The 15,893-nt window shown below is 74.3% G+C and carries 16 protein-coding genes; 11 read left to right on the top strand and 5 right to left on the bottom strand.

Going from position 1 to position 15,893, the window contains the following annotated elements; all coding sequences use genetic code 11:
- Window positions 1-5 precede the first annotated feature (5 nt).
- The gene (ftsH, locus tag QRX60_RS41455) at window positions 6-1,898 is read right to left on the bottom strand and encodes an ATP-dependent zinc metalloprotease FtsH (protein ID WP_285996927.1); all 1,893 of its coding nucleotides are present in this window, start codon (window positions 1,896-1,898) and stop codon (window positions 6-8) included.
- 189 nt (window positions 1,899-2,087) lie between these two features.
- Between ftsH and QRX60_RS41450 the strand changes: the two genes are divergently transcribed.
- Window positions 2,088-3,089 (top strand): zinc-binding alcohol dehydrogenase family protein, encoded by a 1,002-nt coding sequence (locus tag QRX60_RS41450; protein WP_286003808.1) that lies wholly within the window; start codon window positions 2,088-2,090, stop codon window positions 3,087-3,089.
- A 20-nt stretch (window positions 3,090-3,109) separates the two neighbouring features.
- On the opposite strand, the gene QRX60_RS41445 is transcribed toward QRX60_RS41450, so the two are convergent.
- Entirely contained in the window at window positions 3,110-3,457 is a 348-nt protein-coding gene (locus tag QRX60_RS41445) for a hypothetical protein (RefSeq protein WP_286003807.1), read from the bottom strand.
- 186 nt (window positions 3,458-3,643) lie between these two features.
- On the opposite strand from QRX60_RS41445, the gene QRX60_RS41440 reads away from it, so the two are divergent.
- Window positions 3,644-4,528, top strand: a complete 885-nt coding sequence (locus tag QRX60_RS41440) for a universal stress protein (RefSeq protein ID WP_285996926.1) — start codon at window positions 3,644-3,646, stop codon at window positions 4,526-4,528.
- Window positions 4,529-4,530: 2 nt separating this feature from the next.
- Window positions 4,531-5,166 carry a CBS domain-containing protein gene (locus QRX60_RS41435; protein ID WP_285996925.1) on the top strand — a complete coding sequence of 212 codons (636 nt, stop codon included), beginning with the start codon at window positions 4,531-4,533 and terminating at the stop codon, window positions 5,164-5,166.
- A gap of 111 nt (window positions 5,167-5,277) precedes the next feature.
- Here the strand turns inward: QRX60_RS41435 and QRX60_RS41430 are convergent, their stop codons facing one another.
- Window positions 5,278-6,288, bottom strand: coding sequence for an Acg family FMN-binding oxidoreductase (locus QRX60_RS41430; RefSeq protein WP_285996924.1), 1,011 nt, complete (start codon window positions 6,286-6,288; stop codon window positions 5,278-5,280).
- 188 nt (window positions 6,289-6,476) lie between these two features.
- Here QRX60_RS41430 and QRX60_RS41425 point away from each other — a divergent pair, with 188 nt between their 5' ends.
- Together QRX60_RS41425 and QRX60_RS41420 are read left to right on the top strand one after the other, a co-directional pair.
- Window positions 6,477-6,920, top strand: a complete 444-nt coding sequence (locus QRX60_RS41425; RefSeq protein ID WP_285996923.1) for a DUF2267 domain-containing protein — start codon at window positions 6,477-6,479, stop codon at window positions 6,918-6,920.
- Window positions 6,910-9,189, top strand: coding sequence for a heavy metal translocating P-type ATPase (locus QRX60_RS41420; RefSeq protein WP_285996922.1), 2,280 nt, complete (start codon window positions 6,910-6,912; stop codon window positions 9,187-9,189). The genes QRX60_RS41425 and QRX60_RS41420 overlap by 11 nt, the downstream gene beginning before the upstream one ends.
- Window positions 9,190-9,490: 301 nt before the next feature.
- Here QRX60_RS41420 and QRX60_RS41415 read toward each other — a convergent pair whose 3' ends face one another.
- Window positions 9,491-10,633: a site-2 protease family protein gene (locus QRX60_RS41415; RefSeq protein WP_285996921.1), complete on the bottom strand. Its 1,143-nt coding sequence runs from the start codon at window positions 10,631-10,633 to the stop codon at window positions 9,491-9,493.
- A gap of 129 nt (window positions 10,634-10,762) precedes the next feature.
- On the opposite strand from QRX60_RS41415, the gene ppk2 reads away from it, so the two are divergent.
- Complete coding sequence (gene ppk2 / locus QRX60_RS41410) at window positions 10,763-11,575, top strand: polyphosphate kinase 2 (protein WP_285996920.1); 813 nt, start codon at window positions 10,763-10,765, stop codon at window positions 11,573-11,575.
- Window positions 11,576-11,591: 16 nt separating this feature from the next.
- Window positions 11,592-11,783 (top strand): hypothetical protein, encoded by a 192-nt coding sequence (locus tag QRX60_RS41405; RefSeq protein WP_285996919.1) that lies wholly within the window; start codon window positions 11,592-11,594, stop codon window positions 11,781-11,783.
- Here QRX60_RS41405 and QRX60_RS41400 read toward each other — a convergent pair.
- Window positions 11,774-12,391, bottom strand: coding sequence for a hypothetical protein (locus tag QRX60_RS41400; protein ID WP_285996918.1), 618 nt, complete (start codon window positions 12,389-12,391; stop codon window positions 11,774-11,776). The two genes, QRX60_RS41405 and QRX60_RS41400, sit on opposite strands and share 10 nt — an antisense overlap.
- A 135-nt stretch (window positions 12,392-12,526) precedes the next feature.
- Between QRX60_RS41400 and QRX60_RS41395 the strand changes: the two genes are divergently transcribed.
- Genes QRX60_RS41395 through QRX60_RS41380 form a run of 4 tightly spaced genes read left to right on the top strand, consistent with a single transcriptional unit; the run spans window position 12,527 to window position 15,888 of the window.
- Entirely contained in the window at window positions 12,527-13,336 is an 810-nt protein-coding gene (locus QRX60_RS41395) for a universal stress protein (protein ID WP_285996917.1), read from the top strand.
- 19 nt (window positions 13,337-13,355) lie between these two features.
- On the top strand, window positions 13,356-13,940 hold the full coding sequence (locus QRX60_RS41390) for a CBS domain-containing protein (protein ID WP_285996916.1): 585 nt from the start codon (window positions 13,356-13,358) through the stop codon (window positions 13,938-13,940).
- Entirely contained in the window at window positions 13,937-14,461 is a 525-nt protein-coding gene (locus QRX60_RS41385) for a flavodoxin domain-containing protein (RefSeq protein ID WP_285996915.1), read from the top strand. The genes QRX60_RS41390 and QRX60_RS41385 overlap by 4 nt, the downstream gene beginning before the upstream one ends.
- The gene (locus QRX60_RS41380; RefSeq protein WP_285996914.1) at window positions 14,458-15,888 is read left to right on the top strand and encodes a DUF4389 domain-containing protein; all 1,431 of its coding nucleotides are present in this window, start codon (window positions 14,458-14,460) and stop codon (window positions 15,886-15,888) included. Before QRX60_RS41385 ends, QRX60_RS41380 begins: the two co-directional genes overlap by 4 nt.
- The last annotated feature ends 5 nt before the right edge of the window (window positions 15,889-15,893 follow it).

Genomic DNA, 15,893 nt, shown 5'->3' with positions numbered 1-15,893 from the left:
CGGGTTCAGCCCGCCTGCTCGTCCACCGGGATGAGCTCGTCGCGCAGCACCGCCGCCACCACGTCGCCGTCGATGGTCTCGCGCTCCTGCAACTGCCCGGCCAGACTGTCGAGGGCCCGCCGGTGCCGGTGCAGCAGCGTGGTCGCGCGGTCCTCCGCGGCGCGGACGAGCCGGGCGATCTCCTCGTCGACGGCCCGCTGGGTCTCCTCCGAATAGGGCCGGCCGAGCAGCTCGGGCCGGGCGTCGTGGCCGTCTGCCGAGCCGTAGCCGACCGGGCCGAGCGACGGCGACATGCCGAACTCCGTCACCATCTTCGCCGCCAGCGCGGTGGCGCCGGCGAGGTCGTTCGCGGCGCCGGTGGAGGCTTCGCCGAACACCACCAGCTCCGCCGCCCGGCCGCCGAGGCGGACAGTGAGCAGGTCGGCCAGGTAGCTCTCGCGGTAGAGGTGCCGCTCGGCCTCCGGCAGCTGCTCGGTGGCGCCCAGCGCCATCCCGGCGGGCAGGATCGTCACCTTCGCCACCGGGTCCGCGTGCTCGCACAGCGCGGCGACCAGCGCGTGGCCGGACTCGTGCACCGCGACCGAGTGCCGCTCCTCCGGCAGCAGCGCGTTCGAGCTGTCGCGCCGGCCCAGCAGCACCCGGTCCCGGGCGGCCGCGAGGTCGGCCGCGGTGAGCACGGTGCGATCGTCCCGGACCGCGTTGATCGCGGCTTCGTTGACGAGGTTGGCCAGGTCGGCGCCGGAGAAGCCGGGGGTGCCGCGGGCGACGACGTCGAGGTCGACGTCCGGGTCGAGGTGCTTGCCGTCGATGTGGGTGGCCAGGATCGCCGCCCGCTCGGCCTGGTTGGGCAGCGGCACGGTGACCTGGCGGTCGAACCGGCCCGGCCGCAGCAGGGCCGCGTCGAGCGTCTCCGGCCGGTTGGTCGCCGCGAGGACGACGACGCCGCTGCTCTGGTCGAAGCCGTCCATCTCGGCCAGCAGCTGGTTGAGGGTCTGCTCGCGCTCGTCGTGGCCGCCGAGACCGCCACCGGTGCCGCGCCGGCCGCCGACCGCGTCGATCTCGTCGATGAAGATGATCGACGGCGCGCGGGTGCGGGCTTCCTCGAACAGGTCGCGCACGCGAGAGGCCCCGACGCCCACGAACATCTCGACGAACGCCGAGCCGGTGATGGACAGGAACGGGACGCTCGCCTCCCCGGCGACGGCCCGGGCGAAGAGCGTCTTGCCGGTGCCGGGCGGGCCGACCATGACCACCCCGCGCGGGCCCTTGGCCCCGGCGGCGGCGTAGCGCGCGGGGTCGCGCAGGAAGCCGATGATCTCGCCGATCTCCTGCTTGACGCCTTCGTAGCCGGCGATGTCGGAAAAGCGCGTGGTCGGGCGTTGCGCCTCGATGATCTTGGCCTTGGCGCGGCCGAAGCCGCCCGCGCCGAGCCCGCCCATCCCGCCGGCCGCCTTCTGCGCGCGCATCCCGGCCCACACGAGGAACCCGAAGAACAGCAGGAAAGGCAGGTAGCCCAGCAACCCCGAGAGCAAGGAGCCGCTCGCCTTCGTGGCGGTGATCTTCACGTTCTTCTCGCGCAGCTTCGACTCCAGCTGCCCCGGGTCCAGCGCGGTCGGGACGCGGCTGGTGAACGTGGCCCCGCCGCGCTGGACGCCGTCGACCGCGCCCTCGTCGTCGATCGTCACCGACTCGACCTGCCCGGCGTCCACTTTGGACAGGAATTCGGTGTAGCTCACCGACGGAGCCGGCGAAGTCCAGAACGCGGGGGCCACGATGGCGGCCAGCGTGAGCAGCATGACCGCGGTGAGCAGCCAGCCGCCGCGGGCCCACTTGGGCGACTCGGGTTTCGACGGGGGCGCGGGCGTGGGCGGCGGGCCGGACCGGGCCGTTCGGGACATGACGCTCGCTCCCAGGAGTCGCGGGTGATCCATTCCCGCCCACGATCGCGGATCGGCGGGCCGGGAAGAAGGGGCGAACGTCCCCGGTCGGGAGGACCACGGGAAGTCGCGGCACGCGCGCGAAGCGGCCATCCTGGCGGGGAACGCCGGTGATCGAGGAGGCCGACCGTGACGAAGCTGCCGACGACGATGACCGCGTGGCGGGTCTCCCGGCCCGGGCCGATGGCTTCGGGCCCCCTGGACCGGTCGACGGTGCCCGTGCCCCGCCCCGCGGCCGGCGAACTGCTGGTGCGGGTGCTCGTGTGCGGTGTGTGCCGGACGGACCTGCACGTCGCGGAAGGTGACCTGCCGGTGCACCGGCCGGGCGTGACGCCGGGCCACGAGGTCGTCGGCGAGGTGGTCGGCGCCGGCGGTGAGGTCACGGGCTTCGCGACCGGTGACCGCGTCGGCATCGCCTGGCTGCGCGGGACCTGCGGGCGGTGCCGGTACTGCCGGCGCGGCCGGGAGAACCTGTGCCCCGAGTCCCGGTACACCGGCTGGGACGCCGACGGCGGCTACGCGGAGTTCGCCGTGGTCCCGGCGGCGTACGCGCTGCCGCTGCCCGGCGGCTACACCGACGACGAGCTCGCGCCGCTGCTGTGCGCGGGGCTGATCGGGTACCACGCCCTGGCCCGGGCGGAAGTGCCCGACGGCGGCCGGCTGGGGATCTACGGCTTCGGCGGCAGCGCCCACCTGACGGCACAGGTGGCCATCGCCCGCGGCGCCACCGTGCACGTGATGACCCGCAGCGCCGAAGCCCGCAAGCTCGCGCTCGAGCTGGGCGCCGCGTCAGCCGGGGACGCCGCCGAGCCACCGCCGGAGCCCCTGGACTCGGCGATCCTGTTCGCGCCGGCCGGCGAGCTGGTCCTGCCCGCGCTGGCAGCGCTGGACCGCGGCGGCACGCTGGCCGTCGCGGGCATCCACCTGTCCGACATCCCGCCGCTGAACTACCAGCAGCACCTGTTCCAGGAGCGTCAGGTGCGCAGTGTCACGGCGAACACCCGGGCCGACGCGCGGGAGTTCCTGGCCTTCGCCGGAGCCCACCACCTGAGCGTCAGCACGGTGCCGTACGCCTTGGCCGAAGCGGACGAGGCGCTCACGGACCTGGCCGCGGACCGGGTGAACGGCGCGGCCGTGCTGCGGGCGACCTGAGGCGACGACCAGCCGGACGGTCACGGCCGTCCGGCCGGGGTCCGCAGGTGCCGGACGGTCGAGACCAGCCACAGCGCCGCGATCAGCCCGACCAGCAGGGCGAGGGTGAGGCCGTCGCCGGTGACGAGGGTGAAGACGGCGCACAGCAGCGCGGCCGTGCCCAGCGGGGCGCTGACCCACCGCGCCGGCCCGGTCCACCGGCCCGCGCCGAGCAGGAAGGCGACCAGCCCGAGCACGAGCGCGGTGGCCGCCATCGCGCGCGCACCGTGCACCCACAGCGCGGTGCCGTCCGGGAAGTAGTCGACGTACAGGGCGATGGTGAGCAGGACCGGTACGGTCGCCACCGCGTCCCGCCATTCGGGTTGCATCACGGGAACCTCCTCCGGCCCACGATGCGCTCGCGGGACGCCCACCCGGGAGCGGCCAAGGACTCCGCGCGGGGTGCCGAAAGTCCTTCGTGCCGGTGGCCGACGACCGCAGCAGCCGGCCGCGGCCCCGACCTACCGTCGGTCCGGATGCGTGGTCCGCGCACCGGAACCCGGAGGAAACACGTCATGAGCGCTACCGGAAACCCGCCGATCGTCGTCGCCGTGGACGGTTCGGAAACCGCCGCGGCGGCCGCGTTGTGGGCGGCCGGGGAAGCAGCCCGCCGGCATGCGTCCCTGCTGGTCTTCACCGCCTACGGCTACGAAGACACCGCGTTCGGCGGCAAGGTGTACCCGCCGTCGGACTGGCTGGCCGTCAAAGAGGCGGAAGCGGACACGCTGCTGCGCCGGACCCGGGCGGCGCTCGAGTCCGCCGTGCCCGGGCTGGACGTCGCCACCGAGGCCAGTGACCGCGGGCCCGTCCCGGGTCTGCTGGAGGTCTCCGAACGCGCGCGAATCCTGGTCACCGGCGAGCCCGTCGGCGCGATCGCGGGACTGTTCAGCGGCTCGCCGGACGTCGACCTCGCCGCGAAGGCGCACTGCCCGGTCGTGGTCGTGCGCGGCTCGGAGAGCGTCGACGGCCCGGTGGTCGTGGGCGCCGACGGCAGCCCGCTGAGCGAAGCGGCGATCGCCTGGGCCTTCGAGGAGGCCTCGGTCCGCAACGCCCCGCTCGTCGCCCTCTACACCTGGCACGACGGCGACACCGCCGGCCTGTTCAGCGACGGCAACGTCGCTTTCCAGGGCGAATCCCTGCGGGACTCGGGCCGACGTCTGCTCGCGCAGCGGCTCGCCGGCTGGCAGGAGAAGTACCCGGACGTCCGGGTCGAGCGCCGGGTCGAGCACGACCGGCCGCGCGACCGGCTGCTCTCCGCGAGCCGCGGCGCCCAGCTGGTCGTCGTCGGCAGCCGGGGCCGCGGTGGTTTCACCGGGCTGGTGCTCGGCTCGACGAGCCAGGCACTGCTGCACCACGCGGCCTGCCCCGTCATGGTCGTCCGTACCGAGAAAGAGGAGTGAACATGAACCCCGGCACGGTGTCCGCGGTGATGACCGCCGACCCGATCACCGTCTCCCCGCAGACGCCGTTCAAGGACATCGCCGAACTGCTCACCGGCAACGGGATCAGCGCGGTCGGCGTGGTCGACAAGACCGGTGCCCTCGTCGGTGTCGTCTCGGAGGCCGACCTGCTCCCGCACCTGTGGGAGGACCGCAAGCCCCGGTGGCGCGACCGGCGGATGGCCCGGAAGGCGAAGGCCTGCCTCGCGAAGGACCTGATGACGAGCCCGGCCGTCACCATCGACGCCGGCGCGACCTTCGCCGCCGCGGCGGCGCAGTTCGCGCGCAGCGGTGTCCGGCGGTTGTTCGTGCTGCGCAACGGGAAGGTGGTGGGCGTGCTGTCCCGCCGCGACCTGATCGCGGTCTTCACCCGAGGTGACGCCGACCTCGAGCGCGAGGTCAGCGAGGGAGTGCTGCGCGAGCGGCTCAACCTGGGGCCGGATCGGGTCCGGGTGGAGGTGCGGGCCGGGATCGTCACGGTCGTCGGCCGCGTCGAGCGGCGCAGCGACATCGACCCGGTGACGCGGCTGATCCAGGAGCTGTCCGGCGTGGTCGAGGTGCGCAACCGCCTGGACTACGTCTGGAACGACGTGGCCTGAGTGCAGCGGAAGGCCTCCGTCCCCAGTGGACGGAGGCCTTCTTCTCGTCTTGTGCGGCAGCAGGAAAGGCCCTTCGGCGGGATGGTCACGCCGAAGGGCCTTGGCCGGCTTTCAGTGGCCGCGCAGCTCGGCCGGGACCGGAAGCCCCGTGCCGTAGGGGTGGGCCAGCGGCCGCAGGACCTCGCCGATCGGGCGGCGCGGGGTCGCCGGGAGCGGGGCCGCGCCCTCCGGCAGGTACCCGACGCGCACGACGAGCTGGGGCTCCAGCGCACCGCCGAGGACGCAGTCGCGCACCAGGCCGCGGGTGCTGGTCAGCTCCAGCGGCTCGGTGACCAGGCAGGACGCGAGGTTCAGCCGGGTCGCGGTCAGCAGCACCGCACTGGCCGCCTCGCCCGCACGGAGCCGGTCGGCCGGTTCGTCGCCCCTGGTGGCCAGCACCGCCAGGAGCGCGCCGTCCGGTTCGGTGGTGTCGGCGAGCTGCGCGTCGGCGAAGTCACGGACCCGCGGTGCGGCGCCGGCCGCCTGGACCGCGTTCTGCGCCGGCACACCGTCGGGGCTGTAGCGCCGGCCGCTCCAGGCCGCGAGTTCGATGCCGTAGTCGGCGTCGGCCCGGTGGAGTTCCTGGGCCGCGACGGCCGCGCCGGTCAACGCCGAGAGCTGCGGAGCGTCGTCCAGGAACCGCAACAGCGCGCCGTGGTCGGTGGCGCTCTTGGCCAGGAAGACCTCGTCCCGCACGAGCAGCGGGCGCGCGGGGAACCGGCGGCGGTCCGACCGGCGCCGGGGAATGGCCGCGGCCAGTGCGACGTCGCCGTCGCGGGTGTCGTGGGGCACCAGCACGATGCGGGCCAGCACGCCGGGCTCGGGCAGCCGTTCGATCTGGGCGGCCCAGCCGAGCGCGGCGGCCGCGACGGTGAAGTGGTGCAGCACGCACCCGCAGCTGACGAGCAGGTCGCGCCCGTCGGGGTCGGTGTGCCGGAGGCGACGGCTGGTGTCGGCGCGCAGCTCGACCGTGCGGCCGCTGAACCGCCAGTCCCACGGCTGGGTGTTGTGCACCGACGGTGCGCGCACAGCCAGTGCGATGGCCGACCTCACCGTGTACGCGTCGGGCAGGTTCTGGTCCATCGCATCCTCCTTGGATCGTTCTGCACCCCATGCTCGTCGTGGCAGCCGCGGGGCCCCAGGGCCGAAGTGCTTCGGGTGCGGGGCCCTCCGGGCCCGCACGGGCCCGGGGGTTGAGGCCCTTGGACTCTTTCCCGGCCGCCGCGAGCGTCCGACGCTGGACGTCCGATCCGTCCCGCCGGGAGGAAACCGTGCCACACCCGAACGATCCCTTCGCCCACGCGGAGAACACCGCCCACACCTGGCTGGCCGTCGTGCGCGACCGCCTCGGCACCGACGACCGGCAGCTCGCGTACCGCGTGCTCCGCGCGTGGCTGCACACCGTCCGCGACCGGCTGACCGTCGAGGCGGCGGCGCACTTCGCGGCCCAGCTGCCCGAACTGCTGCGCGGGGTGTTCTACGAGGGCTGGAACCCGAGCCACGTGCCGACCCGCTACGGCGTTTCCGGCTTCGTCGCGCGGTTCGCCGGCTCCGGCGGGATCACCCGGGCCGAGGTGCCGCCGGTGGCCGCGGTGGTGACGTCGGCGCTCGACGAGCTCTGCTCGCCGGGACAGCTCGACCACGTGCTGACGCTGCTGCCGGAGTCTCTGGTCACCATGCTGACCACCGGCCACGAGGTCCGGCGTGCGGGCTGAGGGCGGCCCGTCGCGACTCCGGGAGGTCGCGCTGCTGGCGGTGGTCCTGGTGCTCGCCGCCGCCGGCGGTGCCGCGTGGTGGGCCGGGGCGGGCACCGCCGCGAACGTCGTGTGGGCGGTGGCGGACGTGGTCACCCTCGGCCCGGCGGTGGTGTGGGTCGCGGCCGACCTGCGGGCCAAGCGGTGGGGCGCCGACCTGCTGGCCGTCCTCGCCCTGGCGGCCACCGTGGCCGTCGGGGAGTACCTGGCCGGGGCCATCGTCGCGGCGATGGTCGCCACCGGGCGGGTGCTCGAGGCCGGCGCGCAGCGGCGGGCCAGCCGGAACCTCACCGCGCTGCTCGACCGGGCGCCGAGCGTGGCGCACCTGCGCACCGCGACCGGGCACGAGACCGTGCCGGTCGGCGAGGTGCGTCCCGGGCAGCTGATCGTCGTGCTGCCGGGCGAGGTCGTGCCGGTGGACGGCGTGCTCCCCGCCGGCGGGACCCTGGACGAGTCGGCGCTGACCGGCGAACCCCTGCCGGTGGCCCGGCCCGCGGGCGACACCGTCCACAGTGGAGTCGTCAACGCCGGGGCCGCCGTCGTGGTGCGGGCGAGCGCAGCCGCCGCCGACAGCACCTACGCCGGTGTGGTGCTGCTCGCCGAAGAAGCCGCGGCCCGCACCGCGAGCGTGGCCCGCATCGCCGACCGCGTGGCGATGTGGTTCCTGCCCGCGTCCCTGCTGATCGCGGCCGTGGCCTGGGCACTGACCGGCGAACCCGGCCGGGCCGTGGCGGTGCTGGTGACCGCGACGCCGTGCCCGCTGCTGCTGGCCGTCCCGATCGCGATCACCGGAGGCATGTCGCGGGCTTCGAAGGCCGGTGTCGTCGTCAAGGACGGCGCCGCGATCGAGGCCCTCGGCCGCGCCACGGTGCTGCTGATGGACAAGACCGGCACCGTGACGCGGGGCCGGCCCGAGATCACCGACGTCATCTGCGCGCCGGGCCACGACGCCGCCGAGGTCCTCGCCCTCGCCGCCGCGGTGGAGCAGTACTCGCCCCACGTGCTGGCCGCGGCCGTGGTGCGGGCCGCGGCTTCGGCCGGCGCCGGCCCGGTCCCCGCCGAGGACGTGTCGGAACAGCCCGGATCCGGTGTCGCCGGCCGGGTCCGCGGCTGCGACGTCCGGGTCGGGCGGCCACCCGCCGAGGCCGGACTGCCCGGCTGGGCGCGCGGTGCGGCCCGCCGGGGGCGGCTCGACCTCGCGTCCGTGCTGTGGGTGGAGGCCGACGGCGAGCCGATCGCCGCGCTGCTCGCGAAGGACCCGATCCGGCCGGACGCCGCGCGCACGATGCGGCGCCTGCGCTCCGCCGGGATCGGCCAAGTCCGGCTGCTCACCGGCGACCGCGTCGACAACGCGCGGGAAGTGGCCGCGATGCTCGGCCTCGACGACGTCCACGCCGAGGTGACGCCCGCGGAGAAGCTCCGCGCGGTCGAAGCCGCGAGCGCACAGGGGGTGACCGTGATGACCGGGGACGGCGTCAACGACGCGCCCGCCCTGGCCGCCGCGGACGTCGGCGTCGCCCTCGGCTCGCGGGGTGCCACCGCGGCCGCGCAGGCCGCCGACGCGGTGATCCTCGACGACCGGCTCGACCGGCTCGCCGACGCCGCCGAGATCGCCCGCCGCTCGCACCGGATCGCCGTGCAGAGCGCGGTGGCCGGGACGCTGCTGTCCGTCGTGGCCATGCTCGCCGCGGCCTGGGGTTTCCTGGTCCCGGTCGCCGGGGCCCTGGTCCAGGAGGCGATCGACGTCGCGGTGATCCTGAACGCGCTGCGCGCGCTGGGCGGCCCGAAGATCGGCGGCCCGGCGCCGGCCGCGCTGGTGCGGCGGTTCGAGTCCGAGCACGAGCGGCTGCTCCCCGCGCGAACCGCGGTCCGGCACGCGGCCGACGCGCTGGCCGAAGGAGCGACGGCCGCCGCGGACGACGCCGTCCGCACGGCCGCCCGGCTGCTGACCGAACAGGTGCTGCCGCACGAAGAAGCCGAGGAGACCGAGCTGTACCCGGCGCTGGCCCCCGCGCTCGGCGGGCCGGAGGGAACGGTCACGATGAGCCGCGAGCACGCCGAGATCGGCCGGCTCGCCCGCCGGGTGCAGCGGCACCTGGAGGAGGCGCCCGACGGGATCCAGCCCGACCAGGTCGACGACCTCCGTGCCACGCTCTACGGGCTGGACGCCGTGCTGACCCTGCACTTCGCGCAGGAAGAGGAAGCGTACTTCACGCTCCCGTCGGCGTGAGCCGGGCGCCGCAGGAGGGACCGGGCCCGCGCAGCCTCGGCCGGGGGAGTGCGCCGGTTCGCGGGTCGGCCACGGTGGACCGCGCCACCCCACTAGTGCGGCGCGTCTGAGGTTCGCTGACAGCGGCCCGGCCCTGCGCGCCAAGGTGGCGTCGGGGCATCGGACCCGGATCTGCCGAGCGTCGCGGCGGCTGGTCCGGCGACATGAATGAGTCATTCATGTCGCCGGACGAGGTGAATGGGTCATTCACTGCTGCGCGGCCGGGGCCTGCACGGGCCGGGCTCTCATGCAACGCGCGACACTAGACGGTCGGCCGCCGCGCTTCGGTCCCGAGCACGGCCAGTTCGAGCGTGCGGGCGATGTCGCCCGGGCTCACGACACCGGCGAGCACGCCGTTCTCGACCACCAGCACCAGGTCCTGCCCCGGCCGGGCACCGGTCCGCGACAGGACCGTCGTCAGCGGGACGTCGGGCCCGGCGACCAGGCAGAGCGGCGGCTTGACGCAGACGTCCTCGACCCGGGTCGAGGTGCGGGCCTGCTCCGGCACCCGGGCCAGCGCGGCCAGGCTGACGACCCCGACCGGGCGGCCGTCGAACGAGACGACCGGGAAGGTGCGCTGCCGGCAGGCGGCGGCCTGTTCGACGAACGCCTGCACGGTGAACCAGCCCGGCGCGGTCACCGGGTGCGGGGTCATGACCTGGCCGAGCCGGATCCGGCCGAGCACCTCGCGCGCGGGGCCGGCCGCGAACTCGGCGCGGGCGCTGAAGCCGAGGAACCAGCCGATACCGACCAGCCACAGCCCGGCGAAGCTGCCGAACCACAGCAGCTCCACCAGTCCGGCACCGGCGAGCAGCAAGCCGAGGACGCTGCCCGAGCGGGCGGCCGCGGCCTGCGCCCGCCGCTTGTCGCCGGTGAGCTTCCAGATGATGGCCTGGAGGACCCGGCCGCCGTCCAGCGGCGCGCCGGGAAGCAGGTTGAACACCGCCAGGACGAGGTTCGTCCAGCCCAGCCAGGTCAAGGCGACGACCACGACGGCGGGGACGGCGGCGGGGAGGAGCAGGCCGAGGCCGAGGAACGCGCCGCCGGCCAGCAGGCTCGCCAGGGGACCGGCGACGGCGACCGCGAACGCCGTGCCGGGGCTCGGCAGCTCGCCGGACATTTCCGTGCTGCCGCCGAACAGCCACAGCGTGATGCGGTCGACGGCGACGCCCCGGCGCCGCGCCACGAGCGCGTGGCTGAGCTCGTGCGCCAGCAGGGAGGCGAGGAACACCACGGCGCCGGCGATGCCGGTCGCCCAGTACACGAGCGCGGACTGTCCCGGCACGGCCTCCGGCAGCAGGGACTGCGCCAGCAGCTCGGCCAGCAGGGCCATGATCAGGAGCACGGACCAGTGCGCGCCGACCCGGACACCGGCCGGGCGCCCGAGCGGGAAGGTGGCTTGCATCCTCCGACCGTCCTCCCCCGAGCGGGCGCGCGCGAGGGCCGCAGCGCCTCCGGCGAAAGGACCAAAGGCCCCGGCCGCGCCGACGTCCGGCCGCAGACCGCGGGGGTGCCGGTTTCGTAGCGTCGGGGTATGGCCCAGAAGAGGAAGGCGCGGATCCCGCGCCCGGTCTACGAGCGGGAGCTGCTGCGGCTGCAGGCCGAGCTGGTCAGGCTCCAGGAGTGGGTGCGCCACGAAGGGGCTCGCCTGGTCGTGGTGTTCGAGGGGCGCGACGCCGCCGGCAAGGGCAGCACGATCAAGCGCGTCACCGAGCACCTCAATCCGCGGGTCGTGCGGATCGCGGCGTTGCCGAGCCCGACCGAGCGGGAGCGGACGCAGTGGTACTTCCAGCGCTACATCGAGCAGCTGCCCGCGGCGGGCGAGATCGTGCTGTTCGACCGCAGCTGGTACAACCGCGCCGGCGTCGAGCGGGTGCTGGGGTTCTGCACCCCCGAGGAGCACCGCCGGTTCCTGCAGCAGTGCCCGATCTTCGAACGCCTGCTCGTCGACGACGGCATCCTGCTGCGCAAGTACTGGTTCTCGGTCAGCCTCGACGAGCAGGAACGCCGGTTCCGGGCCCGGATCGACGACCCGATGCGCCGCTGGAAGCTCTCGACGATCGACCTGCAGTCCGTGACGCACTGGGAGGACTACTCGCGGGCGAAGGACGACATGTTCGTCCACACCGACACCGCCGAATCGCCGTGGTACGTGGTGGAAAGCGAGGAGAAACGACGCGGGCGGCTGAACATGATCGCGCACCTGCTTTCGAGCGTGCCCTACTACGAGGTGCCCCGCCAGGCGGTTTCGCTGCCGCCGCGCCCCGAATCGACCGGCTACTTCCGGTCGGACCGGCGGCTGCAGACCTACGTTCCCGACCACGCGGCGAGCCTGCTGCCGCGTTGAACCGAGGAGGAAGACGATGGACGACAAGGAAAAAGCGGCCATCGAGGCCGAGGCCCGCCGGGACGTCGCCGAGCGCGGCCGCCGTGGCCCGAAGCTGGGCCGCTACCTGCACGCGGCCGAACACCGCGCGATCAAGGAAAACGAAGAGGACGTCGTCCCGGCCGCCGAGGACGAGCCGCGGCGGCCGGCGGAGGAACGTCAGTCCTGATCGGACCGCGCGTAGGCCGCGAGCGCCCGCTCCCGGGCGTTCGCGGCCACCGTGCGGACCAGGGCCGTGTGGAACGACGCGATCGCGGGCCGCGAAACGCGCCAGAAGCGGCGGAACTTCAGCCAGCTCTCCGGGTCGGTCATCGCGAACCTCGTGTGCACCGTCAGCAGCGTGCGGTGCGGGCCGTACGGCACGGCCGACACGGCCATGACGATCTTGCCGTAGCCGGGTTCGCCGAACCCGGCGAAGTCTTCGGCCCCGACGCGCCGCCACGGGATCACCGGCTTCCAGAACTTGCCCGCGACGCCCAGCGCGAACTCGCTGCCCGGCCGGTCGCCGAGCAGGACCCACTCCGAGCCGGCGTCGAGGTCGTCGGGGGTGAGCCGGGTCGGCTGCCGTGGCGGGCCGTGCCGCCGGTTGCGCCACCGCTGGGGCAGCATGCGCACCCAGCCGGCGACGGACACGATCCCGCCGCGGACGTCGGTGAAGTCGAGGGCACGCGCGGCGGCGTAGGTCTCCTTCACCGGCGCGTCCACGATGGCGGTGCGCACCAGCTCGAAGTGCGGGTGCGGGAGGAAGTGGTCGATCAGGAGGTCAGGTCCGGTCATCGTTCCAGCGTCGGCGAACGCCGCCCGGCAGGCAGGCGGATTTGGTCCCCGGTGAAAGGGACTTCGTGCTCTGACCGGCGAGTACGCGCCGCGCCATGCTGGGCCGCGAGCACACCGCGACGGCAGGAGGACCCGATGAGTGCAACCGCGACCCGGCCGGTCGTCGCCGGGGTCGACGCCTCGGCCGTTTCGTTCGCCGCGATCCGCTGGGCCGCCATGGAAGCGGCGCACCGGGACACGACGTTGCGGCTGCTGCACGCCTGTGTCTTCGAAGCGGTGCCGCCCCGGGCGCACGACGAGTCGGAACTGCTGCTCGAGCACGTCCACCGCGCGCTCCGCCGCGGCGCCGAGATCGCCCGCGAAGCGGCTCCGGGAATCCAGGTCGAGACCCAGGTCCGGCTCGGGCTCGCCGTCGACCTCCTGCTGGCCGAGTCGGCTGACGCCGGCCTCGTCGTCCTGGGGTCCCACGGCCTGGGCGGCCTGCGGGGCGCCCTGATCGGCTCGGTGGCCCTGCGGGTCGCCGCCGGGGCCGCTTGCCCCGTGGTGGTCGTGCGGGGGCACTCCCGACCGGGCGGTCCCGTGGTCGTCGGGCTGGACCCGACCGGGGCGGGCGAGCACGCCCTGCGGTTCGGTCTCGAGGAGGCCGCGGCCCGCCGGGCGCCGGTGCTCGTCGTGCACGCCTTCCACGGCGACGACGAGGCCGCCGAACAGCGGAACCTGGAAACGCACGTCGAGAGCTGGGCCCGCAAGTACCCGGCGCTGGAGATCACCGCACAGGCCGTGCGGGACCGGACTCCTTCGCGTGCCCTGCTGCACGCCGCCACCGACGCCCGGTTGATCGTCGTCGGCACCCGAGGCCGCGGCCCGGTCGCCGGCGGGGTGCTGGGCTCGACCGGGAACGCCCTGCTCGCGCACGCGACCTGCCCGGTCGCGGTCGTGCACTGAACCGAAGTGAGGAACCGCCATGAAGGCACGCGACATCATGACGAGGCCGGTCGTGCGGGTCGGCCCGGGAACGCCGGTCCGCGAAGCCATCGTGATGCTCACCGAGCACTGCGTCGCCGCCCTGCCGGTGGTGGGGGCCGAGGACGCCGTGCTCGGCATGTTCACCGAGGCCGACGCGCTCCGCAGCGGCGTCGCCGGGGAAGGCCCGGCGCCGCACGTGCTCGTGGGCTCGGTGATGACCACGCCGGCCAAGACCGTCGGCCTCGACACCGACGTCACCGAGATCGCCCGGCGGATGCTGGGCGACCGCCTGCGCAGCGTCCCGGTGGTCGACGACGGCGTGCTCGTCGGCATCGTCAGCCGCCGCGACATGCTCAGCCCGCTGGTGCGCCAGGACGATTCGATCGCTTCGCACCTCAACGCGCTGCTGACCGACTACGCCGGTCACCGCGACCGCTGGACGATCTCCGTCACGGGCGGCATGGTGACCATCCGCGGCGCCTTCACCGACGAGGCCGAGCGGCGCGTGGTGACCGCACTGGCGAAGACCGTCTACGGCGTCGTCGGCGTGGAGCTCTGGGAAGAAGCGACGGTGACGACATGAAGGTCCTCGTCGCGGTGGCCACCCGCCACGGCGCCACCAGGGAGATCGCCGAGAACGTCGCCAACGCGGTCGGCTCCGCGCTGACCGAGGCCGGGGCGGCGTCGCTGGTCGAGGTCCGCGACGCCGGCCTCGTCCACTCGGTCGAGGGCTTCGACGCCGTGATCATCGGCAGTGCTGTCTACATGGGACACTGGCTGGAACCGGCGCGCAAGCTCGCCGAGTCCTTTTCGGACGAACTCCGCCGGGTGCCGGTCTGGCTCTTCTCCAGCGGTCCGATCGGTGAGCAGCACAAGCCGGCCGAAGCGCCGGTCGTGGTCGAGGACCTGGTCCGGCGGCTCGGGGCCCGCGGGCACCGGCTGTTCGGCGGGAAGATCGACCGGCACGCACTGCACTTCCCGGAACGCGCCGTCGTGACGGCTCTGCGCGTCGCGGACGGCGACAACCGGGACTGGCCCTCGATCCGCGCGTGGGGCCGGGACATCGGTTCGACACTGGCCCAAGTCGTGAGGAGCGCGTCATGACCACCCCGAGGACCTACCCCGTCCGGGTCGAAGCGACCCTCGACGAGCCGCTCTCGCGCTGGCTGTGGCTGGTCAAGTGGATCCTGGCGGTGCCGCACTACCTCGTCCTGGCGTTCCTGTGGTTCGCCTACCCGTTCGTCACGATCGCCGCGTTCTTCGCCATCCTGGTGACCGGCCGCTACCCGCGCCCGCTCTTCGAGTTCACCTCCGGCGTGCTGCGCTGGAGCTGGCGGGTGCAGTACTACTCCTACGCCGCGCTCGGCACCGACCGGTACCCGCCGTTCACCTTCGCCGACGTCCCGGACTACCCGGCCCGGCTCGAAATCGCCTACCCCGAAAAGCTTTCGCGCGGGCTGGTGCTGGTGAAGTGGTGGCTGCTGGCCATCCCGCACTTCATCGTCGTGGGCCTGTTCGTGGGCGGCGGCAGCTGGCTGGTGTTGCGCGCGGGCGGTGGTGACGACACCTTCAACTGGGCGGCCGGTGGGCTGGTGGGCGTGCTGGTCCTGGTCGCCGGGGTGGTGCTGCTGGTCACCGGCCGCTACCCGCGGCCGATCTTCGACTTCGTGCTCGGCATGGACCGCTGGGTGCTGCGGGTCGCGGCCTACGTGTCGCTGATGACCGACGAGTACCCGCCGTTCCGCCTCGACATGGGCGGCGCCGAGGCCGGCCACGAACCGCCGCACCCGCAACCCCACGCGCAGCCCCACCCGGTCCCGACCGGGAGCTGGACCGCCGGGCGGATCGTCGCCGTGGTGTCCGGGGCCGTGCTGGTGCTCGGCGCGATGGGGCTGCTGACCGGCGGCGGCGCACTGCTGTGGGCCGACCGCACCCAGCGGGACGCCGACGGCTACCTGAGCGCGTCGACCACCGTCGTCGCGAGCGGCTACGCCGTCGCGACGGATCCGGTGCAGGTGCAGGGGCTCGCCGGAGCGCCGAACTTCACGGCGGTCGTCGGCGACGTCCGGGTCCGGGCCACGAGCGTGGACGGCCGCCCGGTCTTCGTGGGCATCGGCCGCTCCGACGCCGTCGCGCAGTACCTGGCCGGCACCGAGTACACGACGCTCGGCGGTGCCGATCGCCGCACCGGCGACCGGATCCACCCGGGCGGCGCCCCGGCCGTCCCGCCCGGCGACGCCGGGATCTGGGTCGCGAACGCGTCCGGCGCGGGTACCCAGAGCATCGGCTGGCCGGTGCTCGACGGGCAGTGGACCGCGGTCGTGATGAACGCCGACGGCTCGCGCGGGGTCTCCGTGCGTGCCGAAGCCGGGGCGACCGCGCCGGCGCTCGGCTGGATCGCCTTCGGCCTGCTGGTCGCCGGCGTCGTGGCGCTGGCCGCGGGCGCCCTCCTGATCGGGGTCGCCGCCAACCGCGCCTCGCGGCGGCCGGGCGCTCCGTCCGCCCCTGAACCGTCCACTGTGGATACGTGAGAAAG

The organism is Amycolatopsis mongoliensis (genome assembly GCF_030285665.1).
GTDB classification, from domain to species: domain Bacteria; phylum Actinomycetota; class Actinomycetes; order Mycobacteriales; family Pseudonocardiaceae; genus Amycolatopsis; species Amycolatopsis mongoliensis.
The sequence above is the reverse complement of the archived record's forward strand: the minus strand, read 5'-3'. Positions and strand labels throughout refer to the sequence as shown.

Coding starts and splice junctions, on each gene's coding strand:
- ftsH (WP_285996927.1), bottom strand. CDS start 1,898: ATGTCCCGAACGGCCCGGTCCGGCCCGCCGCCCACGCCCGCGCCCCCG.
- QRX60_RS41450 (WP_286003808.1), top strand. CDS start 2,088: ATGACCGCGTGGCGGGTCTCCCGGCCCGGGCCGATGGCTTCGGGCCCC.
- QRX60_RS41445 (WP_286003807.1), bottom strand. CDS start 3,457: ATGCAACCCGAATGGCGGGACGCGGTGGCGACCGTACCGGTCCTGCTC.
- QRX60_RS41440 (WP_285996926.1), top strand. CDS start 3,644: ATGAGCGCTACCGGAAACCCGCCGATCGTCGTCGCCGTGGACGGTTCG.
- QRX60_RS41435 (WP_285996925.1), top strand. CDS start 4,531: ATGAACCCCGGCACGGTGTCCGCGGTGATGACCGCCGACCCGATCACC.
- QRX60_RS41430 (WP_285996924.1), bottom strand. CDS start 6,288: ATGGACCAGAACCTGCCCGACGCGTACACGGTGAGGTCGGCCATCGCA.
- QRX60_RS41415 (WP_285996921.1), bottom strand. CDS start 10,633: ATGCAAGCCACCTTCCCGCTCGGGCGCCCGGCCGGTGTCCGGGTCGGC.
- ppk2 (WP_285996920.1), top strand. CDS start 10,763: ATGGCCCAGAAGAGGAAGGCGCGGATCCCGCGCCCGGTCTACGAGCGG.
- QRX60_RS41405 (WP_285996919.1), top strand. CDS start 11,592: ATGGACGACAAGGAAAAAGCGGCCATCGAGGCCGAGGCCCGCCGGGAC.
- QRX60_RS41400 (WP_285996918.1), bottom strand. CDS start 12,391: ATGACCGGACCTGACCTCCTGATCGACCACTTCCTCCCGCACCCGCAC.
- QRX60_RS41395 (WP_285996917.1), top strand. CDS start 12,527: ATGAGTGCAACCGCGACCCGGCCGGTCGTCGCCGGGGTCGACGCCTCG.
- QRX60_RS41390 (WP_285996916.1), top strand. CDS start 13,356: ATGAAGGCACGCGACATCATGACGAGGCCGGTCGTGCGGGTCGGCCCG.
- QRX60_RS41385 (WP_285996915.1), top strand. CDS start 13,937: ATGAAGGTCCTCGTCGCGGTGGCCACCCGCCACGGCGCCACCAGGGAG.
- QRX60_RS41380 (WP_285996914.1), top strand. CDS start 14,458: ATGACCACCCCGAGGACCTACCCCGTCCGGGTCGAAGCGACCCTCGAC.